Origin of the sequence: Mycoplasmopsis equigenitalium (assembly GCF_024498255.1) — a bacterium.
Classification (GTDB): Bacteria; Bacillota_I; Bacilli_A; order Mycoplasmatales; family Metamycoplasmataceae; genus Mycoplasma_H; species Mycoplasma_H equigenitalium.
In genome coordinates this window covers 213,590-236,512 of the sequence record NZ_CP101808.1, presented here as the reverse complement: position 1 = coordinate 236,512, position 22,923 = coordinate 213,590, and the positions used below count along the sequence as shown (strand labels likewise).

General features: G+C 29.5%; 24 protein-coding genes and 1 other RNA gene. 10 read left to right on the top strand and 15 right to left on the bottom strand.

Annotation, left to right across the window (positions count from 1 at the left end; translation table 4 throughout):
* Positions 1-22: 22 nt before the first annotated feature.
* Genes NPA09_RS01115 through NPA09_RS01105 form a run of 3 tightly spaced genes read right to left on the bottom strand, consistent with a single transcriptional unit; the run spans position 23 to position 3,112 of the window.
* Positions 23-628, bottom strand: a complete 606-nt coding sequence (locus tag NPA09_RS01115) for a ribonuclease HII (RefSeq protein WP_129722130.1) — start codon at positions 626-628, stop codon at positions 23-25.
* Positions 628-1,761: a tRNA uracil 4-sulfurtransferase ThiI gene (gene thiI, locus NPA09_RS01110; protein WP_129722133.1), complete on the bottom strand. Its 1,134-nt coding sequence runs from the start codon at positions 1,759-1,761 to the stop codon at positions 628-630. The genes NPA09_RS01115 and thiI overlap by 1 nt, the downstream gene beginning before the upstream one ends.
* On the bottom strand, positions 1,751-3,112 hold the full coding sequence (locus tag NPA09_RS01105; protein WP_129722136.1) for a hypothetical protein: 1,362 nt from the start codon (positions 3,110-3,112) through the stop codon (positions 1,751-1,753). Before NPA09_RS01105 ends, thiI begins: the two co-directional genes overlap by 11 nt.
* 218 nt (positions 3,113-3,330) lie before the next feature.
* Between NPA09_RS01105 and rpsD the strand changes: the two genes are divergently transcribed.
* Both rpsD and rpmE read left to right on the top strand, forming a co-directional pair.
* The gene (gene rpsD, locus NPA09_RS01100; RefSeq protein ID WP_129722139.1) at positions 3,331-3,930 is read left to right on the top strand and encodes a 30S ribosomal protein S4; all 600 of its coding nucleotides are present in this window, start codon (positions 3,331-3,333) and stop codon (positions 3,928-3,930) included.
* 7 nt (positions 3,931-3,937) lie between these two features.
* Positions 3,938-4,156 carry a 50S ribosomal protein L31 gene (gene rpmE / locus NPA09_RS01095; protein WP_129722142.1) on the top strand — a complete coding sequence of 73 codons (219 nt, stop codon included), beginning with the start codon at positions 3,938-3,940 and terminating at the stop codon, positions 4,154-4,156.
* Between the two features lie 85 nt (positions 4,157-4,241).
* Here rpmE and NPA09_RS01090 read toward each other — a convergent pair whose 3' ends face one another.
* The 7 genes from NPA09_RS01090 to NPA09_RS01060 form a co-directional block, all read right to left on the bottom strand.
* Entirely contained in the window at positions 4,242-4,844 is a 603-nt protein-coding gene (locus NPA09_RS01090; RefSeq protein ID WP_129722145.1) for a hypothetical protein, read from the bottom strand.
* Positions 4,845-4,866: 22 nt separating this feature from the next.
* Positions 4,867-5,616 carry a hypothetical protein gene (locus tag NPA09_RS01085; protein WP_129722148.1) on the bottom strand — a complete coding sequence of 250 codons (750 nt, stop codon included), beginning with the start codon at positions 5,614-5,616 and terminating at the stop codon, positions 4,867-4,869.
* Between the two features lie 67 nt (positions 5,617-5,683).
* Positions 5,684-6,063, bottom strand: a transfer-messenger RNA (tmRNA) gene (gene ssrA / locus NPA09_RS01080).
* A gap of 90 nt (positions 6,064-6,153) precedes the next feature.
* Positions 6,154-6,300, bottom strand: coding sequence for a hypothetical protein (locus tag NPA09_RS01075; protein WP_165036229.1), 147 nt, complete (start codon positions 6,298-6,300; stop codon positions 6,154-6,156).
* Between the two features lie 256 nt (positions 6,301-6,556).
* The gene (locus NPA09_RS01070; protein ID WP_129722151.1) at positions 6,557-6,979 is read right to left on the bottom strand and encodes a hypothetical protein; all 423 of its coding nucleotides are present in this window, start codon (positions 6,977-6,979) and stop codon (positions 6,557-6,559) included.
* Between the two features lie 95 nt (positions 6,980-7,074).
* Positions 7,075-7,527: an SsrA-binding protein SmpB gene (gene smpB / locus NPA09_RS01065; protein ID WP_129723278.1), complete on the bottom strand. Its 453-nt coding sequence runs from the start codon at positions 7,525-7,527 to the stop codon at positions 7,075-7,077.
* An 83-nt stretch (positions 7,528-7,610) separates the two neighbouring features.
* Entirely contained in the window at positions 7,611-8,555 is a 945-nt protein-coding gene (locus tag NPA09_RS01060; protein WP_129722154.1) for an Abi family protein, read from the bottom strand.
* 50 nt (positions 8,556-8,605) lie between these two features.
* On the opposite strand from NPA09_RS01060, the gene NPA09_RS01055 reads away from it, so the two are divergent.
* Both NPA09_RS01055 and tyrS read left to right on the top strand, forming a co-directional pair.
* Positions 8,606-10,222, top strand: a complete 1,617-nt coding sequence (locus NPA09_RS01055; protein WP_129722157.1) for an ABC-F family ATP-binding cassette domain-containing protein — start codon at positions 8,606-8,608, stop codon at positions 10,220-10,222.
* Positions 10,222-11,466 carry a tyrosine--tRNA ligase gene (tyrS, locus tag NPA09_RS01050; RefSeq protein WP_129722160.1) on the top strand — a complete coding sequence of 415 codons (1,245 nt, stop codon included), beginning with the start codon at positions 10,222-10,224 and terminating at the stop codon, positions 11,464-11,466. Before NPA09_RS01055 ends, tyrS begins: the two co-directional genes overlap by 1 nt.
* A 9-nt stretch (positions 11,467-11,475) precedes the next feature.
* On the opposite strand, the gene NPA09_RS01045 is transcribed toward tyrS, so the two are convergent.
* Genes NPA09_RS01045 through cypl form a run of 3 tightly spaced genes read right to left on the bottom strand, consistent with a single transcriptional unit; the run spans position 11,476 to position 15,241 of the window.
* Positions 11,476-13,218: an ABC transporter permease subunit gene (locus NPA09_RS01045; RefSeq protein WP_129722163.1), complete on the bottom strand. Its 1,743-nt coding sequence runs from the start codon at positions 13,216-13,218 to the stop codon at positions 11,476-11,478.
* Positions 13,182-13,934 (bottom strand): phosphonate ABC transporter ATP-binding protein, encoded by a 753-nt coding sequence (locus NPA09_RS01040; protein WP_129722166.1) that lies wholly within the window; start codon positions 13,932-13,934, stop codon positions 13,182-13,184. Before NPA09_RS01040 ends, NPA09_RS01045 begins: the two co-directional genes overlap by 37 nt.
* On the bottom strand, positions 13,934-15,241 hold the full coding sequence (gene cypl, locus NPA09_RS01035) for an ABC transporter thiamine pyrophosphate-binding lipoprotein p37/Cypl (RefSeq protein WP_129722169.1): 1,308 nt from the start codon (positions 15,239-15,241) through the stop codon (positions 13,934-13,936). Before cypl ends, NPA09_RS01040 begins: the two co-directional genes overlap by 1 nt.
* Positions 15,242-15,550: 309 nt before the next feature.
* On the opposite strand from cypl, the gene NPA09_RS01030 reads away from it, so the two are divergent.
* Entirely contained in the window at positions 15,551-16,147 is a 597-nt protein-coding gene (locus tag NPA09_RS01030; RefSeq protein ID WP_129722172.1) for a leucine-rich repeat domain-containing protein, read from the top strand.
* An 87-nt stretch (positions 16,148-16,234) separates the two neighbouring features.
* Here the strand turns inward: NPA09_RS01030 and NPA09_RS01025 are convergent, their stop codons facing one another.
* Entirely contained in the window at positions 16,235-16,807 is a 573-nt protein-coding gene (locus tag NPA09_RS01025) for a hypothetical protein (RefSeq protein WP_129722175.1), read from the bottom strand.
* 480 nt (positions 16,808-17,287) lie between these two features.
* On the opposite strand from NPA09_RS01025, the gene NPA09_RS01020 reads away from it, so the two are divergent.
* Positions 17,288-17,701, top strand: a complete 414-nt coding sequence (locus NPA09_RS01020) for a hypothetical protein (RefSeq protein ID WP_256541844.1) — start codon at positions 17,288-17,290, stop codon at positions 17,699-17,701.
* Here NPA09_RS01020 and NPA09_RS01015 read toward each other — a convergent pair.
* Positions 17,664-17,930, bottom strand: coding sequence for a hypothetical protein (locus NPA09_RS01015; RefSeq protein ID WP_256541843.1), 267 nt, complete (start codon positions 17,928-17,930; stop codon positions 17,664-17,666). The two genes, NPA09_RS01020 and NPA09_RS01015, sit on opposite strands and share 38 nt — an antisense overlap.
* Before the next feature lie 500 nt (positions 17,931-18,430).
* Here NPA09_RS01015 and NPA09_RS01010 point away from each other — a divergent pair, with 500 nt between their 5' ends.
* The 4 genes from NPA09_RS01010 to NPA09_RS01000 all read left to right on the top strand — a co-directional run bounded on the left by NPA09_RS01010 (position 18,431) and on the right by NPA09_RS01000 (position 22,679).
* Positions 18,431-18,649 (top strand): hypothetical protein, encoded by a 219-nt coding sequence (locus NPA09_RS01010; protein ID WP_256541842.1) that lies wholly within the window; start codon positions 18,431-18,433, stop codon positions 18,647-18,649.
* A 38-nt stretch (positions 18,650-18,687) separates the two neighbouring features.
* The gene (locus NPA09_RS01005; RefSeq protein WP_256541841.1) at positions 18,688-19,095 is read left to right on the top strand and encodes a lipoprotein 17-related variable surface protein; all 408 of its coding nucleotides are present in this window, start codon (positions 18,688-18,690) and stop codon (positions 19,093-19,095) included.
* 12 nt (positions 19,096-19,107) lie between these two features.
* Positions 19,108-19,287 carry a lipoprotein 17-related variable surface protein gene (locus NPA09_RS03590; protein WP_416906707.1) on the top strand — a complete coding sequence of 60 codons (180 nt, stop codon included), beginning with the start codon at positions 19,108-19,110 and terminating at the stop codon, positions 19,285-19,287.
* A gap of 80 nt (positions 19,288-19,367) precedes the next feature.
* Positions 19,368-22,679: a lipoprotein 17-related variable surface protein gene (locus tag NPA09_RS01000; protein WP_256541840.1), complete on the top strand. Its 3,312-nt coding sequence runs from the start codon at positions 19,368-19,370 to the stop codon at positions 22,677-22,679.
* Positions 22,680-22,923: the final 244 nt, after the last annotated feature.

Below are 22,923 nucleotides of genomic sequence, written 5' to 3'. Positions count from 1 at the left end.
TATCTTGAATTTTGTTATTTTTTTAATTCTGTAAAGATAAAGCCTTTTTAATATTTTTGTAACTTTTACGATGCTCTGGTGTAACACCATATTTTGCTATTGCTTGATTATGTTCTTTTGTGCAATATCCTTTGTGCTTTGCGAATTTATACCCAGGATACTTACCGTCAAGCTCAATCATGTATTTATCTCTAGCAACTTTTGCAAGAATCGATGCAGCAGCAACACTAATACTTTTAGTATCACCTTTTACTAAATTATCTTGTTTAATATTAATATCAATTTTCTCAAAATCCGTAATTATCAAGTCTGGCTTTATATTCAATTCCATAATCGCGTTTTTCATCGCTAGTTTACTTGCATTTTTAGGATTAATTCTATCAACTTCGACTGCAGGAATAAATTTAACTTCATATGCAAGGGCATCGGCAATTATTTTATCAAATATCAACACTCTTTGTTTGTTTGATAACTGTTTTGAATCATTAATTTGATTATTTTGATAATCTTTAGGAAAAATTACGGCTGCGGCTACAAGTGGTCCAGCACAGCATCCTCGTCCAGCCTCATCAACCCCACAAATTAAATTAAAGTTGCCATTTCAATATTTTTTCTCATAATCAAGCACTATTTAAAAACCTCGATTTTTTCATGTAATATCTCTTGTTCAAAATTAGTAAGCTCAATTAATTCCGCCTCTAGTTTTAATGCTTCATTAACATTTGGTTTAATGACGGGATTTTTGGGCGCAAAAAGCTCACATGTTTCATTTGCTTTTTCAATCGAAATATCATACGTTCCAATTTTAGTTGCTATGTTAATTGTTTCCACTTTATCATTTGTTAAGACAGGACGAAAAATCGGTAAATTAGTTACGCTGCTAATTACATTAATTGATTCTAATGTTTGAGATGCTACCTGTCCTATGTTTTCGCCATTCGCTAATGCTTGATAACCATACTTTTTAGCTACTTGATCTGCTATACGGTAAAAACTGCGACGCATCAAATTAATCTTATATTCTTGTCTTGATACGAGCGAAATATAATTCATTAACCTTGTATAATTAACCAAATAGTAAATGCTTGTGTTTTGATATTTGTTTAATATTTGAATAATCCGTTTCATTTTACTAATCGTTTTTTCATCAGTTTGTGGAGGTGTTACAAAACTAATAAAATCAACTTTAAGACCACGTTTAATTAAATTAAAAGCCGCAACTGGCGAATCGATCCCACCAGAAAGTAAGTGTAAAACTTTCCCTGAAGTACCACACGGCAAACCTCCAAGACCCTTAATTTGATCAAAAAATACATAAATATTTTTTTGTCTAACTTCAATATTAATGTTTAAATCAGGCTCTTTAACATCAACTTTTCAGTCCGTATTTTCTAAAACTAGACCACCGAATAAGTTATTAAGCTCATTTGAATTAAGTGCAAAATTTTTATTGTTTCGACGAGCAGAAATCTTAAAAGTCTTAACTCCTTTTTTACTTATAACAAATGACAAAATTATTTGCTTTAATTTCTCAAGATCTAGTTCAGAAACAATCACGGGCGAATATGAAGATATTCCAAACACAAATTGTAATTCATCTAAAAATCTTTCTTCATAAGGTATAAACATACGATCATAACTACCATCAACTTTGGTTTTCAATTTATTTTGAATATCTTGCTTTAGGGCATTGATAAAAAACTGACGATTATTCTTTTTTAAAACTAGCTCACCATAGCGAATTAAAATCTTACTGTACATTTTCCTCCTTCTCAAGTTCACTCTCTACAAGAACGCCGAGTTCATACAACAACTTTGCACGAATCTTTTCAGCTAATTCCAATAAATAAACAGGATCATTATTAATGTTCGAATCATTTTTAAAAATTTTATTGTAGTACTCATTATCAAAAACATTAGCGGCATAAACCTTGTTAAAAGTATCAACAACGCTTGATGTTTGTTGTGCTAGCTGAATATACTTTTCATACATATCAGCGCAAATAAAAATATCTTTATCAGTTTCAAACATATCAATCAATTCTTGTAGGCTATCGATTTTATTTCCAATTACTTCATGCCCAATAATGTCTTCAACATTTTGTTTTGTTGCTAATATTTTTTTTATGTTATTACTAATTTCTTTTTGGACTTCGTGATAGTGAATATTTTCAATAATTTTTTGATAATAATTCTCACGAATGATTGATTCATTAATTTGATTAATTGTTTTCTGAATTGCTTTGAGTTCATCAATATTGTCAGCCAAATGATTTTGTTTAAAATTTCTTTGTAATTTTAATAAACGTTTTTCACAATTTTCCAGCATTTTTTGTTGATTTTCAAAGTGAAAATGTTCATTAATGTTTTCTTTTTCTAACTTGGTTTTAATAGCATTGATATTAATCGATAAGCGATGAAAAATAATAAAATCAATATTATAATAAACGTTTATTTTTTTAATTAACTCATCAATACGTATCGCTACTGCTGTAATTGCTTCTTGCTTTTCAGACAATTGATTATCAGCGTTTTCTATATTATAAATTTCGCTAACTAATAATTTAATTTCGCGCTTAAATTCGCTTGTTTTTCTTGGAAAAATTAACTTATTTAAATCAATAAATTTTTGTACTCCGTTAAGTAGTGTCCGTTTTTTATAATATGTATCGTTTAAATATTCAACGTTTTCAAAATACTCTTCGTAAACAGCGTTAAATTTAATACGCAATTTTTCTAAATCGACTTTATTTTTTTCGTACTCACGAATCTTTTGTGATTTCAATTTTAATTTTAAATTTTTTGCTTCAAAAAGCGTTTTTAAATCCGTAATACTTTTAGTATATTTTTTAACTAATTCATTGTAAATAAGAACAAAATCTTTAATTTCATCATCAATTTTTTTATTAAAATTGCGCATAATAAAATTTGAATTTCGTTCAATTTCGGTAATAATCCCCGAAACATCCAAAACTCCGTTTTGCTCAATATCAGATCATTTTTTGCGCAATTTAATATCAAAATATAAGATCAAAATTGCTGTACTTAAGCCTAAAATAATCAACACTGTCAGAAGTGAAACTGACATAACTACCACTAGTTTTTGATCCATATCTACAATTATATAAATTATTAATAAACTTATCTAATAAATATTTAATAAATATGAATAAAAATTTAGTAAAATTAAAAGGCATATACAGCAGACTAATATTTAAAAGCAATGTTAAGTTTGTATAGAGTTGAAAGTAGATTTTGCTGAAATATTGAAATCATTAAACTTAAAATATAGTTAAAGAATTAGTCCCTTTATGCGAAAAAGGAGAAAATATGTCAAGATATACAGGACCCGTGTTCAAAAAATCAAGACGTTATGGTTACTCGATTCTTGAAAGTGGTAAAGAATTTGCCAAAGGTAAGAAAAGAAACTACGCACCAGGACAACACGGACAAAGAAGAGTGAAACTATCAGACTATGGTTTGCACTTATACGAAAAACAAAAATTAAAATTTGCTTTTGGGATGACAGAAAAGCAATTTAGAAAAACATTTGAACGTTCAAGTAAATTACAAGGGATTAGTGGTACCAACTTCTTACAAATGTTAGAAAGCCGTCTCGATTCACTTGTATTTAGATCAGGAATGGCACAAACTAGACGTCAAGCTCGTCAATTTGTTACCCACGGTCACTTTTTACTAGATGGTAAAAAGGCTGATATTCCTTCAATGCATGTTAACTTAAAGCAAGTAATTACATTAAAAGAAAAATCAAGAAATAATGTTCAAATTACCCAAGCAATGGAAAGCACAAATGTAGCGCCATGACTAACAGTTAAAAACTTCCAAGTTACCTTTGATCGTTTACCAGAACGTAGCGAAATGCACAAAGATATTAACGAAGCATTAATTGTTGAGTACTACAACAAATAGGAGAATTATGAAAAAAGATATTCACCCAAAACACGCTACCATTACTGCGGCATGTACAACATGTAACACAAAATTTGAATTTGGAAGTTCAAAAGCAAAAATTTCAGTCGATGTTTGTTCAGGATGTCACCCTGTTTATACCGGTGATAGAACAAAAGCAAAAGCAACTGGTAGAATCGAAAGATTTAACCGCTTGCTTCAAGCTAAAAATAACAAGAAAAAATAAGCATTGCGCTTATTTTTTATTTAGAATTTCATGTAACAATTTAATAATTATTATGATTTTCTTATCATAATATAAAACACTAGCCTTATGGGGTAGTGTTTTCCTTTTTATAACGCTCGATAATGTCGTGTAATCCTTGTAATGAATTAAGTGCATTAATTAGCGAATGTTGGTTGGCATTAAAGCCACTGTTTTCTCTAATATTATTATTGTATGCCAAAAGCAATTCTTTTTTCTTGGCGTCGTCTGTATTAGTGTCAGCTATAATCGCATTTAACTTATCTTTTTGTTCTTTAACAAATTTATCGTGTTCTATTTCGAATGTTTTTTTCTCTTCATCTAGTGGTTTATGCTTTTCACTATGCAAAATATCTGTAAAATATCAATTTGCTATAAACGCTGATAAAAAGGGCGCTTTAAGAGCATCAAGTTTTGCTTCGATTGCCGTCTTAATTTCAGCAACTGATTTATTCGCATCAATTTGTGCATCTAATGTTTTTTCTAGACCAACAAGTGCATTTTTAGCATCTTCAATTGGTTTTTCTGTTTTAATTGCACGTTTCGCAACTTCATCTTGTTCTTTTTTTTCTGCTTCTGAAAGCTCACCTTTACCACAAGAAATTGCAAAAAGTGGTAATGAAAAACTTATAAGGGTAAGTGGAAAAAGCAAATATTTCATTTTCTTCATATATATTCCTTTAATTAATACATTAAATCTTGCCTTGAGCTTTTAATGCAATCAGTGTAATTGCAATCACGGCAACAGTAATTCCTAAAACAATTGATAAAATCAAGATTATTTTTGCGTTACGCTTTGCACGAATATCGCTGATTCGTTTCATTTGTAAAATCTGTTCAATATCATGCATATTGGTTGGATCAACTTCATCATCTTTAGTAGGGGTGGTGTTAAAAATAACGTCATCAGAAACAAATGTCGAATTTGTACGGAAATTTTCAAATTCGCTTTGTAATTCATTGTAATAAAGTTGCACGCCATCAATAATCCGGATTTGTGTATCTTTCTTAACATTTCCATCAAAGTTTTTATCAAGAATTTTCAAGTCATAATTACTTAAATCTTGTTCAATTTTCATCTCTAAATCACCTTTGAGTGCTTTTTGTTGTTTCTTGATGTTAATAGTTTTATCCTCATTTAAACAAATTGAATCAATAAAGGTGTTTGCTTCTTGCGGAGTATGATTAATAATAAAGTTAACGCTATACTTGTTAGCATTCTCTTTTTTTTCAATAATTCCTGCTACTCCATCACTTGAATTAGGTGTTTTAAAAAAGATACGGCACTTAATATCTTGAGCCATTAATCAAATAATTGCGTTGTGTCTTTTGGTAAAAATTGCGCAGGCATCTGCTATTCCGTTAGGGTTGTCTTTAAAAATAACTCATTTATGAGTTTTTCTTCTTTTGTCATAAGCAACATAATAATCTTTATATCTCATAGTATTACTATTATATATATAAAAAATAAAATCCACCTGTTAAAAGGTGGAAATGGTCATTTTGATATGGTGGAGATGCCGGGAGTTGAACCCGGGTCCAAATATTACTAAAGCCACAATTCTACAGTTTATTCCATCTAGAAGTCTTAATAAATAACACAGATGAACAGATTGTTAAATATTGCAAAGGCTAAATTTAACTTCAAACTACGCCATCCTCGTTTAAAGCGATCTCTGACACATATAATTAGCTGAGAAAACTAATCAATGACTTTTATTTTAGTATGCAAATAAAAGATTTGCTGCTTGATTGTTTTTAGCAATCATTAAGTTTGAATATTCAAACTCTTCTTTTTCTTGGTTTCCGTTTAGGTTGCCTAGCGCCTTATAGTCTGCAGACTACTGCCTTGTAAACCGCATAATACATGTCGAAGCCATTACACCCCCGATTGCATTTTGCTAATAAATTATACTACAAACATTATTCCGCTTAATATTAATAAAAAACCACGCGTAGTGCTGGTTTTTTTAATCAATCTATAATTCTTCTCCTGATTTGTATTCACCTTTTGTCAGAGTTAAAACAATAAGTCCGACTACTGAATTAACAAAAAATAGAATCAAAATACCCGCTGTATTGATTGTGCTATCTTCTAATTTTTGTTCTTTGTCATCTTTATACATTTTTTTAGTTTTTTCAATGTAACAATACCAAGAATTAAAGCAATAATTGTTTAAAATAAAAGTACGGTTTGAATAATTATTCAAATTCTACAAATACTATAATTACTGTCACTAAATTTTACTAATTGTTTTTTTTGACATAATTTTCCTTCTTTTTTGAATATTATATTTAATTAAAAAAAAACCGGCTTAATATTACCGGATTTTTATATCTTTTTTCCAAGTGTTGTGTTATCGATTCAATATAAAAATTTATTTAATTCTCAGCTTGGTCACTTTTTTGATATTCTCTACTTAACATTACAAATAATAAAATTGCTACAATAAAACTACCAAAAAATAAACTTAATAACGCTCACAATAAAATACTTGAATTATGTAGCTTTTGAGATTGATCTGCTAATCACATACTTTTCAATCCAAAAATAATCGCAACTATCATTGCAACTGAAAATATCGTTGCAATAATTAATATAACAACCGAAACCATCATAATTGGCGAATCTTTAAATTTTTTAAGTTCTTCTTGATCTAAATCTTTAAAAAATCATTCGAGGCGAAACAGTAACAAAACAACAAAACTCATTAATAAAATATCTGTGACAATCGTAATAATATTAATGATTTGGCATCAATTATAATAATTACGGCTTGAAAATTTACGTTCAACTTTTTCCATTTTAACCTCCTTCATTTGCCTTACAATAATTATATTCTTTTCCAACACTTTAACAAACATAATGTATTTTTGAAGAAAAAAAATCAGAAGCGAAATTAAAGATAATTCTTTATTTTTTGTTGAATTTTCTTGTCTGTTTCTTCTTTTCTGATTTTCTCTCTTTTATCATATTTTTTAAGTCCGCGGGCTAAACAAATTTGAAATTTAATTTTATTATTTTTTCAATATACGCCCTTAACAACAATTGTTAATTTAAACTTTTCTTGTTGAAGCTTAATCTTTTTAATTTCTGATTTATGCATCAAGAGCTTGCGACGACGAGTCGGGTCACTTTTTTCAAGCATATATTCCTTAATGTAACATTCATCGAGAAAAAGTTCATCCTTATAAATCGTACAATATGAATTGGTCAAATCAATATTACCAGCACGAATTGATTTTACTTCCGAGCCAGTCAAAACTATCCCACACTCAAATGAGTCTAGGAGTTCATAATTCCTGATTTGTCTTTTATTTGTTGCAATCACTTGTACCTTTCTTGTACTAATATTGTATAATAAATATGTAAAGGCTGACTTCACCAATCTAAATACGGGAGGCTGTCGGCGGAGACCCTTGTGGCCTCCGCATTTTATTTTTTATAATTCATTCAACTCATAATCAAACTAGCAACCTTAGTATCAAAGTAATCATTGTCAATATATTTTCTAAGTGTCTGAACAAAAATATTTTCAAGCGATGTCTTATCATTCCCGTCTTTATTGTTAAAAATATCAAGTATTTTCACAAGATCAAAAAGTTTAATATTTCGGAAGAATTTTCAGTTTTCAGTTTTTCTTATTTTCTTAGATTTGGTTTTAAAATTAAAAATCACATTATTATGGCAAATACGATTACGTACCATTTTTATAATTTTTAATAATGTTAAAAAAATGCTCATTGTTTTTTTACTTCAGCTTTTTAAACCAAAAATTTCTAATGTTTTTTGTTGAATTTCATCGTTAAGCAGTTCAAAGAAACGAATAGTTGTACCAAAAGGCAATAATATCATTATCGCCCAAATTGGCATTTCATTAATATCTTTCTTGTATTTTGAAGTCAGATTTGAACCAATTGTTGTCATAATTTTTTCACGTAACTTGTTTTTAAAATCGCAACTTGTATCTTTTTCAAAAATAACAAGTCAGTCATTTTTTTCTAATTTGAGAAAAACACCATGCCCATATTCATTTTTTAATTTTTTAAACTTAATTCACTCATCAATTGCTAGCAAAATACTTGTCCCAAACCTTCGTTCAACATTTTGAATATTTGATAAAAGATAATTAGAAATTGAACGATCAAAATTAAAAAGAGCAATCATATCTTCAGGTTTTGCTTCATTTTTATAAATTAATTTTTTACGGTCTTCATTTACGAAAAAGAAATCGTTATAACCATTCACAAAATTCTGGTAACCATACATTTTCAAATAAGTTTTAAAACGTTCTTTTTCTTCCTTTGTATGAAATTTTAAGTTCCTGCTTTCAAACAACATAATCTGTTCATCGATGCTTAAAAATACTTTGTTATTCATTAACAAATTATATATAATAGAAGTATTGAAAATTCGAGGCGGAAAAAATTATGATTAATGTAATAAATTTATCAAAAGTGTTTGCAGATAAAAAACTATTTGAGAACGTAAACCTTAATTTTGTCGAAGGCGAAACCTACGGAATTATTGGTGCTAATGGCGCAGGTAAATCAACTTTTTTAAAAATGATTGCTGGCGAAATCGAACCTTCTAGTGGACAAATCATTATCGAAAAAAACAAAAGAATTTCTGTTTTAAGTCAAGACCACAATGCTTTTGATACACAAGAAGTCACACAAGTAGTAATTGGCGGGAATAAAAAACTAAAAGAAATAGAAGCGGAAAAAAATGCTATTTACATGAATCCCGATGCGACCGAATCTGATTACACTAAAGCCGCTAATCTCGAAGCATTATTTGGTGAAATGGGTGGTTATGAGGCGGAAAACGACGCACAATCATTGCTCTCAAATCTTGGTATTGAACAAGAAAAATGAAACCTAAATATGTCTGAACTAAAGGCAAATGAGAAAGTTAAAGTTTTACTAGCGCGTGCACTTTTTGGTAATCCTGACATTTTAATTATGGACGAACCTACAAACCACCTTGATCTTAAATCGATTAAATGATTAGAAAACTTTTTATCTGAATATAAAAATATCGTGATCGTAGTTAGCCACGATAGCGACTTCCTCGATTCGATTTGCACTTCGGTTGTCGATATCGATTTTAATGAAGCGCGTCTATACCATGGTAATTACTCATTTTGAAAAGAATCTTCTCAATTGGCGCTCGAAATGCAAAAACAATCTAATGTAAAAAAAGAAGCGCAGATCGAAAAACTTAAACAATTTATCGCACGGTTTTCAGCAAATGCGTCAAAATCAGCACAAGCAACAAGCCGAAAAAAATTACTTGATAAAATTACCATTGATGAAATTAAGCCTTCAAACCGAAAATATCCATACATCCGTTGAGACTTGTTTCGCGAACCAGGGAAACAAATTTTAGAAGTCGAAAACTTAACATATATCAACGAAAAAGGTGAAACCTTGTTTGAAAATGTTTCATTCCTGCTTGGCCCTAAAGAAAAAATGGTACTTTTAGGTAATGATGATATTGCTAAAACCAGATTTTTACAAATCTTAGCAGGCGAGCTCAAACCAACAAGCGGCAGTGTTAAATGGGGTCAAACAATTAAAAAAACTTATTTCCCAAATGATAACGCTAAATACTTTAACGAAACTGATGAAACAATTTTAGAGTGAATCTCAAAATGACCACTTGAAAATGAAATCAAGGAAAATAAAGACAATTCAGACCACAGAATGCGTCAATTCCTTGGAAGAATGCTTTTTAGTAATGACAGTGTATTTAAAAAAGTTAAAATCACCTCCGGTGGCGAAAAAGCGAGACTAATGTTTTCACGAATGATGTTAATGGAGGCAAACTTTTTAATATTAGATCAACCACTTGATCACCTTGATACAGAAAGTATCGACTCGGTTATCGAAGGCTTAGAGAATTATCGTAGCGGTTGCATTTTTACAACTTACAACCGCGCGTTCGTTAAAAAAGTAGCAAATGTTATTCTCGAAATCAAACCAAATGAATCGTTTTTATTCAGAGGTAAACTGGATGAATACGAAAAACGAATGGGGTACTAATGAACATACTAGAAGAATTAAAATTAAGAGGCATCCTGAAAGATATTTCGGATATTGAAAAATTCAATAACTTACCTAAGGGTACAGGAATTTATATTGGTTTTGATCCAACAGCAACTAGTTTACATCTTGGAAATTACATCCAAATTTCTTTACTTAAAAGATTTGAAAAATACGGATTTAAACCATTTGCTTTATTAGGCGGAGCAACGGGAATGATAGGCGATCCTAGCTTCAAAAATGCCGAACGTGTTTTACTTGATGCTAAAACAATCAACAATAACAAAACAAAAATTAGAAAACAACTTGAATCATATGGTTTAGAAGTAATTGATAACTATGACTGATACAAAGATATGTCAATTATTGACTTCTTGCGTGATATTGGAAAAATGGTTAACATTAGCTATTTACTTGCCAAAGATTCAATTAAATCACGAATTGATAAGGGATTAAGTTTTACCGAGTTTTCATACTCATTACTTCAGGGCTATGATTTTATTAATTTATACAAAAATAAAAACGTATATTTACAACTTGGCGGAAGCGACCAATGAGGAAACATTACAACTGGTCTAGAAATGTTAAACAAGATTTTTAACAACAATCATAAAGCATGTGTTGTCACTACAAATCTACTAACTGATGAAAATGGTAATAAAATTGGCAAATCTGTTGGTGGTGGTGGATTATGAATAGATAAAAATTTAGCATCACCATTTTTCATCTACCAATACCTTCTTAATATAATGGATAATCAGGTGGAATCATACCTTAAGTGACTTACATTTTTATCGTTAGATGAAATTAAAAACGTGATGGAAAAATCTAAGAAAGAGCCCGCCTTGCGACATGCACAAAAGGTGTTAGCATACGAAGTTGTTAAAGATGTACATAATAAAAAAGAAGCACAAAAAGCAATTGAAATTACTGACGCGTTATTCACGAATAGCGAAAAGTTAGTTAATTTAAGTGCAAACGATATTGAACAATTAAGAAACAGCATTCCATTTATAAAGGTTGCTTCTTCTCTAACAATTCAAGATGCATTACTCGAAGCTAAAATTGTTTCATCTAAACGTGAATTAAACGAATTTTTCAAAGACAAAACTATCACAATTAACAACAAAAATGTTGAAAATCTGTTGGAAAAATTAGATTTTAGTGTTTTTGAAAATAAATTTATTATTATCAAACGTGGTAAGAAAAAATACTATGTTTTAGAGAATAAAACCAGCAAATAATGCTGGTTTTTATATTATTTTTTTAATAAACTGACCACCTAAATTAATCCCTATAATCGCAATAGTTCCTAATCAAATATACGCCACTGCAATCTCCGGGTGATAGCTTTTAGCATTATCTAACGTACTTCAAATTTGATTACCAAATTCTAGTTCTTTACCGACAAAAACACTAAAGGTCAATGTATTACGAAAGACAATTTCAAAATAGAAAATTAGCATTGCAGTTAATTCTTTTTTAATCATCGGGATAACAAAACAACAATATATCTGATTATTAGAATAACCTTGCAAACGTAAGTTATTAATTTTATTTTGACTTAAATTCTCAACTGCTTCAGTCATTTGTTTAACCAAGTTGCCTGTTTCAAAACTACTTATTAAAATAATTAGCAAGAAAAATGGTGATACAAATATTGGTTTAAAAACATAAAATAAAACAATTACGGGTACTGTTCGCATTAAAACACACATTATCCGAATTGAAAATGCGGAATATTTGTTACTAATTTTAAAACTTGAAAAACGAATAAAAAGAAGTGTGAGACAAATAATAATCACAAGTGATAAAATACTAAACTCAAAACATTTAATCAACATTAGTAACGGATTAACAGCAAAATCGCCCGAAGCAAAATTCAAAACCTTTCAATTTGGCTGAAATAATTTTCCAGCAAATGCGCGAATTGCATCCAAATTATGTAGTAAAAATTTTGTTCTTACAAGTACATAAATTACATATGCACTAATTAGTAAAAGAAATACTATTAGAATTATTTTGCGGATATTTTTTTGCTTCGAAAGTTTTGTATACAGTTTATTTTTTGGTAAATTAGTCTCAATTTTTAGTGCTTTTGTTCTTCCTTCGAATAAATATTTTTTTACAAGAACATTAATAATTTCTAAAATAATAATAAAACAAACCAACACAAAAAGCGGAATGCCCAATTGCTTAAATTCTCCAGTTGAAGAATATCCTTTTTTAATCAATGCACCGATTCCCGGAAGTGAAAGCGCCCCCAATATTGATGATCATTTAATATTTGACTCAAAAGAATATAAGAAAAGGGCTGTAATTTTGCTTTGAACGCGAGGTAAAATTTCTCTTTTAAAAGCAACATATTTTGAGTTACCTTGCATCACCGAAATTTGATATGACTTAAGATTTGTTTTTTCCAAAAGTTCAATATAGTATTTGTGTAGTCAAAGTCAACTGAATCAAATAAAAACAAAAATTAAACTTACTTCATCACGAAATGTCATTAAAAAAACACGGATAAATACTAGCTCAGGAATAGCCCTTAGAACCAAAATGAATCCTTTTAAAATATAAGCAAAATACTTATTATTTATTTCTTTATATGATAAAGTTACGGTTACTAAAGCAAGAATAAAACCAATAAATGTGCCAACCAGCGCATATTTAATTGTGTAATATAAATATTTAAAACTTAAGGATCACAAATTTACATATTCGCCACTAAGAGGCCCAGACAAAAAATCACTTCGTGTATCAAAAACGAAAATATTTTTTATCCGTTCCCAAAGTAAAGAAAAATTATCTACTCGCAAATTATAATTTTGAAAAACGAAAATAATAACAATTAATACAACTAACAAAAAAATCAAAATACGACGATAAATTGGCAAAATTTTGCTTGAGGTTTTTGTTTTTTGACTTTCAACAAAATAGGCAAAAGCATTAGAATTAAAAGTTATATTGTTTTCTTTATCATGTTTTCTATATCGCATAATTCTATTCCTTTTGTACTTCGATCCAAAATAACATTTTTATCATTTAAAATAATAATTCGATCGAAAAAATCTTTCACTAAACTTAAGTCATGAATGTTTACAATCGTAAGAAGATTCTTTTCTTTGGTTAGTTGTCTTAAAACTGCAAGTACATCTTTTGCTGTTAAATAATCAAGATTTGATGTTGGTTCATCAGCCAAGATAATTTTCGCGTTTTTTATTAATAATTTGGTAATTTCAACACGTTGCTTCTGACCACCGCTTAAGTCAATAATCTTATAAAAAGCCTTATCAAGCATCTCAAGATCATCTAACGTTTGAAAAATCTTAGTTCTTTGCGCTAAAGTTAAAAAATTAACTAATTTAAAAAATCAGTTTTTATACTCGAATATAGATCGTTTTATATTCGTATATACATCTTCTGTTTCAATTAAATTTGGTTCTTGAGTCAAAAACCCAATTTGTTGCATTTGATTTTTTCAATGTTTTTTGCTAAAGGTCGAGATGTCTTGGTCGTTAATTTTAATTACCCCGCTTGTAGGTTTTTTATTTCTAACAATTAACTTAAATAACGTACTCTTACCAATTCCACTTGGACCAATAATCGCTACCATTTCACTAGGTTTGAAACTCAAATTAATATTTTCTAAAATAGAACTCTCATCTTTTTTATATTGAAACGATATATTGTTAATTTCTAATATGTTTTTCATTATTTTCCGATCTCAGGAATATCATTAACTAAATTTTTTACTGTTTCCGCTTGAATTTGCAGTAAAACAAATTTCTTAAATAAACCAAAATCAATTTTTTGAAATTTATTATAACCCGTATAAATTCCGTAAATATTTTCTTCTAAAGACAGCGATGTTAGTGTCTGAGTTAAGATTTTGAGTTGTTCATCATTGAAGTTTTTTCGTGCTAAAACCACATCATAAGGAGCAGGATTTGTCATACATAAAACCCGAATTACCGCGTTGCTTGGATCATCATAATCCTTGTTTCTTAAAAAACCGTCTGGACAAAAAAGCTTTTGATCACCTTCATCACGAGTTCAATTTAACTCGCCTTCATGTGCAAAACCGATTCTTGCAATTTGTCCGTTCGCAGTTTTTCCAAGCGTTTTCGAAGCTGGCAGTCCACGAATTACATAATTATTATTTTTATCAGGATTATTTAAAATTTCATTAATTTCTTTAATTGATTTACCAAAATGACGAGCCAAAATTGCGGCTTGATATTTATACGTTCCGGCCTGATGATTATTTTCAAAAACTAAATTATGACTAATAAAACGATCAAAATCTTTATTGTTTCAATCAGTAATTATTTCATCTCTTTGTTTTTTATTTCCGGCTATATAAATTGCCCCGCTATAAACATATGTTAATTCTTTATCATTAGAATAAAACGAAGTGTATTTCGAACCATCGAAAGGCACAATATTAGAATGTTCTTGTCATTCAGGATACTCAAGACCAGTTTCCTTAAACCATTTAATATTATTATCTTCTGCTAATTTTCGTAATGGGTCGTTGTCTAAACCAGATTCATAATAAACATTATCGGTTCCGTTTCAAGAAAATTTTAATGTACTTGTTTGCGCTACAAGCTTAAATTTTAGATTTTTTTGTCACATCGAATTAGTGTTTATATCTTGAAAATCCGTAGCAAAATTACCATAGTTAAGAATTGCTACATCTTGTTTTTTATTATCAGCTTCAAGCTCTAAAAACATTGAGGTAGAATCAGCATTTGTTTCAAAAACAAAACTAACATTTGGTTTATTTCTAGTCTTAGGGTTAGCATTTTTAATCTCGTTAAATCGATCACCTAAAAATACTAAAAAATCCGATTCGAGTTTTGTACCTTGAAAACCATAGTTAATTCACTCATTTTTAATAGTAATTTCCGAGTCTCATTCACCGTTTTCATCATTGGCATTATCAAAACAACTTACTGTTGCTATCAAAGGCAATAATGAAATTGGTAAAGTAAATAATTTACCTGTAAATTTCATAAAAAAACTCCTTTGGTAGCAAAGGAATTTTAAAAAACTAGCCGAAGTTACGCATGCATTACCATGATCAACTTATAGGTATAATCTCAGCCATAATTGGCACCCTTTGCTTGGTAAAATTATAATACATCAGCAAGATAAAAATATTAACTAATCTTTATAAAATAAACACTTTAGGTGTTTTTTATTTCTATACAATTAAGTTGATTGTTAAAAATAACAAGCAAGGGGATATTATGATAAAAATAAATTTACACTACTTTCTTTAAGCGCTATTAGTGCACTTAGTGGTATTACACTTACTATTAGCTGTGATACAAAAGACAGTGTTTCAATGGAAAATATTTCAAGATTGAAAATGGGGTTTTAGATAGAAAATGAAAAAATGGTAAAGAATCTGAAATAAATATTGATTGTGTTTTAAGCGTTCCTGAAGAGATAACCGAACTCAAGCTTTTTTCATTTTATAATGCAAAAATTAAAAAAATAGTGCTGCCAAAAAGTTTAATCAAAGCTGGTGCAGACACATTTTACATGGCAATGATCCAAACACTAAAATTCAAAGAAGGAATGACTGAATTGGGTGACAGTGTATTTAATAAAGCAACGATTGAAAATATAATTCTTCCTAAGAGTTTGAAGATAATTAAAAAATTTGCATTTAAACGTTCAACAATAAATTCACTTGTCATTCCAGAAGGAGTAGTTGAATTGGGAGAGGACGCATTTTGAAGAGCCAACATTAATAATTTGGTACTTCCTGAAAGTTTGGAGACAATGGGAATGTCTCCGTTTCATGAAGTGAATATCAAAAATATCAAGGCACCACGATCACTTTACAAGAAATACGCTAAAGCTTTTGATAAATTAGAACAAAACCAAGATGTATACATTGAATACTATTAGAAATGCAATGAAGATAAAAAAATAATTTTTACTTTATAACAAAACCCTGCCTAATAAGCAGGGTTTTAATTTTAATTAATTCACTAATTACAAATCGTGAATTTTTTTAAGAGCCGAAACATCCTGTTTAAGGATAAAAACATCCTGCTCCAAAACATCTAGTCTTTGTTCAACTTTGTCTAGTCTTTGTTCAACTTTGTCTAGTCTTTGTTCAACTTTGTCTAGTCTTTGTTCAACTTTGTCTAGTCTAGCATTAACTTTCACAAATTCACTATTGATATATTCTGTCAATGAATCCATTCTTTTATTAAATCTAGACTCTACGCCTATTAGAAATTGTTCTAGTTGTTTGAACCGATCATTAAACGAATTCTCAAATTGTTCAAATTTGTTTTCCAAGAATTTAATGGAGTTTTCTAGTTTTTGAATCTTATTATCTTTAGTAACTTGAATCATATTTTCTTTAGCAATTTTTTTAACTATTCAAAAGCAATCAGTAACATCATCAAAAGTAACATAATGTATCTTGATATTTGAATATTTCTTTAAAATTGCTACTTCCTCCTTCTTGGTTATTTGTGGCGAACCTTCTATTACATTATAGAATGGTTCTTTATTTTTATTGTTATTATTCATGTTGCTTTCATGATTTTTTTTCATTTATTTTCCTCCTACTTATATATGTATTCTGAAAGGAAAAAATACGCCAAAAAATAAAAATTTAGGAAAGACTGCCATTTTTTCATAGTGACTTTAAGGTTTTAGTTACAATTTACAAAAATATATTATCAGATGATAACGCTAAAAAATTTTCTAATAAACTCGTGGTTTTGATGGGTGGAAAACCTACACCTGTTCCTACAACTAATAAGTATTACGCTCATATTAAATACTACTTTGATATATCAAAAAGCGCTAACACAACACATCAAAACAAAAAAAAAATCAATAATTTTCAACAAAAATTCAACACTTTCGCTTTAATTTACATTTTTTATATTTTTTCCCCGAAATTTTGGGGTTTTTTGCTTTTTTTTTTTTTTTTTGTAAGAGAAAAATAGTACAATGTAAGTTGGCATAATAATAAATTATTATGTAATAAAAACAAGGAGGTTAGGTTTTATAACCTAATAATCTACAATGAATAATAAACATAACCAAGATAACCAAAAGATTGATGTAACAAGTAATGTGCCACAAATACAACCTACTACATATTTACAACCATACCAAACCCAAGCAGCTCCTTACCAACAACTAATTCAAAAACAACCTAGCATGACAAAAAGAATCATCAGCTCAGTAATTGCTGTTGGTGTGCCAGTCGCAATTACTGCTGGAGTTGTTATTGCTTTTTTAAGCCTTAACAAACAAAGTAATGATGATCAATTACAAAAAATGAAGCTTATTGTTAAGAATTTATCACTAAATGTTGATAAAAAAGCGGAAAAAGAAGCCTTTACAGTTCAAAATAAGGACTTACAGTTAATTGGTGTTGTCCCTAATGAATATAGTGTTAGCTCGCATATTCAAATTTGTTTTCCAAGAATTTAATGGAGTTTTCTAGTTTTTGAATCTTATTATCTTTAGTAACTTGAATCATATTTTCTTTAGCAATTTTTTTAACTATTCAAAAGCAATCAGTAACATCATCAAAAGTAACATAATGTATCTTGATATTTGAATATTTCTTTAAAATTGCTACTTCCTCCTTCTTGGTTATTTGTGGCGAACCTTCTATTACATTATAGAATGGTTCTTTATTTTTATTGTTATTATTCATGTTGCTTTCATGATTTTTTTCATTTATTTTCCTCCTACTTATATATGTATTCTGAAAGGAAAAAATACGCCAAAAAATAAAAATTTAGGAAAGACTGCCATTTTTTCATAGTGACTTTAAGGTTTTAGTTACAATTTACAAAAATATATTATCAGATGATAACGCTAAAAAATTTTCTAATAAACTCGTGGTTTTGATGGGTGGAAAACCTACACCTGTTCCTACAACTAATAAGTATTACGCTCATATTAAATACTACTTTGATATATCAAAAAGCGCTAACACAACACATCAAAACAAAAAATAATCAATAATTTTCAACAAAAATTCAACACTTTCGCCTTAATTTACATTTTTTATATTTTTTCCCCGCAATTTTGGGGTTTTTTGCTTTTTTTTTTTTTTTGTAAGAGAAAAATAGTACAATGTAAGTTGGCATAATAATAAATTATTATGTAATAAAAACAAGGAGGTTAGGTTTTATAACCTAATAATCTACAATGAATAATAAACATAACCAAGATAACCAAAAGATTGATGTAACAAGTAATGTGCCACAAATACAACCTACTACATATTTACAACCATACCAAACCCAAGCAGCTCCTTACCAACAACTAATTCAAAAACAACCTAGCATGACAAAAAGAATCATCAGCTCAGTAATTGCTGTTGGTGTGCCAGTCGCAATTACTGCTGGAGTTGTTATTGCTTTTTAAGCCTTAACAAACAAAGTAATGATGATCAATTACAAAAAATGAAGCTTATTGTTAAGAATTTATCACTAAATGTTGATAAAAAAGCGGAAAAAGAAGCCTTTACAGTTCAAAATAAGGACTTACAGTTAATTGGTGTTGTCCCTAATGAATATAGTGTTAGCTCGCATATTCATAATCTTGATGCTAAAAATGGAAGCTTACAAGCCACCATTACTTTAATTGCTAAAAATGGAACCTCAGTCGACTCTAGCCCAATTACAATTGATGGTTTTAAAAAGCTTGATGCTAACGATCTTGATGCCTTAAGTGTTGCTAGCGCTGTGGCAACACTTCGTGGTAATTTGCAAGCGATTAAAGCGCTTAATAATGATAAATTAATAATCACTAAAAACAAAGGACATTTAGTGCCTAGTGAATATATGTATACTAGTGATTATGATTTATAAGCAGATACTGGCTTACCAATTAAAGAAATTGCTAACGGAATTAACTTTAGCATTACCCAAACTCCATACTTTAATTTTGCAACTAATGATACCGATCAACTTAAAATTACTGCAACTATTTCACGGGGTAATCACGCATCACATGTTGAGTTTTTAATTAGCGGTTTTATGTCGCAAACCAAAAAGATTTAGCAGAACTAAATAAGATCTTTGAAAACTTTGGTAATTCATACTCTACCCTTAACTACAGCACCAAAACTGCTGAAGCCGTAATGCAAAACGAATACTTAGAAGTTAATGAAATCTTTCGCGATATTGCTTATGACATTAAAAGTATTAAAGAAAACTACCCAAGCTTAGTCTTAAGTGAACCACGTCATGAAATAAGCGGCGATACCGGTTTAAGCATCGAAATCGATGCCAAACTTAATAAAGCAGTTAAAACCCTTAAATTTAAGGTTAATGGTTTTAGTTCGTTAAGTAACTATAACCAAAGCGAACTTGCTGAATTTATGAAAAACTTTAATTCACCTGTTGCAACTCGCGAACACACAAATAAACTTTCTAGCGAATACAACTATCGTGATTACTTAGATTTATTTAGTGATCTTGACTGACATTTTGACCAAGAAGCAAAAGCTAAAGGCATTACGATCACCCTTGGTAACTCAACCAACCAAGACGGCGTTAAACTAGTTACTATCATCTTAACTAAAAACTCAGCGCAGCTAACTAAACAAATTAAAATCACCAACTTTAAGACTAATGCTGAATATGCTGATTACATCTTTAAACAATTCTTTGACCAAGTTCCTGATATTCTTTACACCAATAATCATAGTGATAAAGTGCCAAGCACTGTAAACTATGACATTGTAAGCCTTGATGAAGATACCAAATCTAATTTACGCTCGCTTGCGACTCGTTTTAACATCACGCTTGGTGTTAAAGCACAAAATAATGAAGGTGTCTTTGCCCAAAACGGTAGCAAACAAGTAACCCTTGAAGCTAAAATTGCTGGACAAGTAAAAACCAAAGATGTAATCGTTGAAGGTTTTTTAACTGCCAACGAATCACACAAGCAAACCTTACCAAAAATTGTTGCCGAAATTGGTAACAAAAACCAAACAACTAAAAATCACACCGATAAGGGAACTAACGATCCTTTATCTGCTTACGACAATTTTGAAGCTTTTGCTAACGATGTGCAAATTAATTTTGCCAATATTAAAAATAAATATCCAGGTGTAAGCTTTGAAAGTTTTTATACAGTTTCGAATGATGATGGTTCTAGAACTGTTTCATTTAATGTTAAATTAGGTAATGAAAGCGCCAACATCATTATTACAGTTGAAGGCTTTAAAACCAACCAAGTTGTTACTAATGAAACAGTTAAAAAGATCAAACTTGCTATTAATGAAGAGTATACAACAACTAAATATGCCAATAAATTACCAAGCGAAGCAAGTGATTTATACACCGATATTGCCGAAATTGATGCCGATTTATCAACAAACCTTGAACAATTAGCAACAGCTAACGGTGCACTAATTACAATTAAAAACAAAAAAGCAAATGACGAAGCTGGAACAATGATTATCAGCCTTGATATTGTTCTTGATACACAACACTATGATGAATTCTTTGTTGCAAAAGGATTTACAACTCCTAGTGCTCGCGCTAACGCTCAACTTGATGCTGTTATTAATCAGTTACAAACAACTTATCCAACCCAAACACACCAAAACGAAATTCCAAGCACTGTAGATTATGCAACTGTTAATGAATTAGCAACTGATTTGGGAATTAACTTAAGCGCCCTAACACCAAAAGTTAATATTAATTTTGATAAAACTAGAAAAGCTCAAAATGATGATGCCAAAGCAACCAAAAAAGTGTTTTTAACTTTAAGTATTAATGGTTATGAACGTAGTCACGCCATTACTATTACTGGCTTTACTACTAGTCGTGAAACCGAAGTTAAAAGAATCAATGATTTTGTTAATAGCTTTAAGAAAGACTATACAACCTTACTTAATAACACAAAACACGCAAGCGAGGTTGCTTACCTTAGCAAAGAAGAACTTAAAACCGACACTAACTGTGACTTAAGTGCACAAGAAACAGCTAATAATGTTTTAATTAATCTAATTTCTCAAACAACTAACGGTGATGTTAAAGAAGTTAATTTAGAAGTTAAATCAAAACAAGATAGCACAATCAAAGCAACGCTAAAAGTTAATGTTCGCGGCTTTATTACAAGTGTACAGTTTGAAGAAAGAGTATTGTTTGAGTATGTTAATAACTTTACAAATAATCAGTTTACAACAATTAACAATAGCAAAGCATTCCCAATAGATGTATCCTACAGCGATGTTAATAAAATTATTAATGATGGTGCCAAAAAACTAGAAGTTAAAGCACAAGAAATTACAACTAAATACCAAATCAACGATAATAATCGCGCCTTAAGACTTGAACTTAATAATGCTGTTTATGTTATTGACGATGATGATAACGGTACCAAAACAATTAGTCTAAAAGCAATTTATGGTAATACTACAAAAGTCTTTAATGTCATTATGACTGGATTTTACAGCAAGAAAAGTAAACAATATCTTGAAGATAAAATCAACGAATTTATTAATAAGAAACTCGATGTTAAATTAATAAATAACGGCGAAATGATTGAAGGAGCCTACCGGGCAAAATTGCCTTCACAGGTACCTAATGGTGATATATTGTTTACTAATAAAGATGGCAGTGCAATTGATAATAAATTCCAGGTATCATTAATCCGAAAAAATGCAAATGACACTAATCATTTATTAGATGTTTACTATAATGTAACCTATACCGAAAACGGCAATTCACTTACTTCACAAGAAAGGCTTAAACAGATTCCAACTAGTGATATTAAGCCAATTGTTGATAAATTATTTGATACATCTGATTTTGGTTACTTTAAAACCACAAGAGCATGAAAAGGATTTTTTAATAGTGAAATCCACACATTTCAAGCTTTAAATGATAATTTTAATACCGCCACAAATTCCGCCGATCCTAGAGAAAGTGATGATTTTCAAGTTAACTACATAACTAAACCCTCTTTTCCTAAAGGGGCAGAAAATATAAAAGTTGAATATGAGATTGCTAAGTATGAAATAAATGAATTTGATTATAGAGAAAATCTAGATAAATACCCTTCAATACTTCTAGTTAGAGATATTAATAATAATAAAATAACATACGATACTTATGCACAAAAAAGGTTGCGTTCTATTGATTTAAAAAATGCCTTTCATCGTCTTGATGGCACTGCGTTGTTGTTTATTCGAAGTGCTGAGATTTTATACAATAAGAATAGAGGTTGAAAGTACGATAAAATTAAAGCATGAATTAATATTAAATATACATATATGAATCAAACAATTTACAAAAGTATATTATCAGATTATAATGCTATAAAAGTTGCTAATAATCCCATAGTTAAATACAATAGTGATTGATACAAAGTATATATGGAATACTACTTTGATTTATCAAAAAGCGCTACCACAACACGTAAAAACGGAAAAGCATAATAAATATATTTTCAACACAAATTCAACACTTTCAATTGAATTTGTGTTTTTTTATGCTTTTCAACTTCTTCTTTACTTTTTCAAACAGTTTAAATTTGTTTTATTTAATCAATTTAACGCTATTTATACAATTGATAAGATTATAAGCACTATTAACTGTCTAAAATCAATAACTATAAAGTACTAATAGCTGCTTAATGTGATCAACACAAATTCAAACTTATTAAACAAAAAACCGCACATT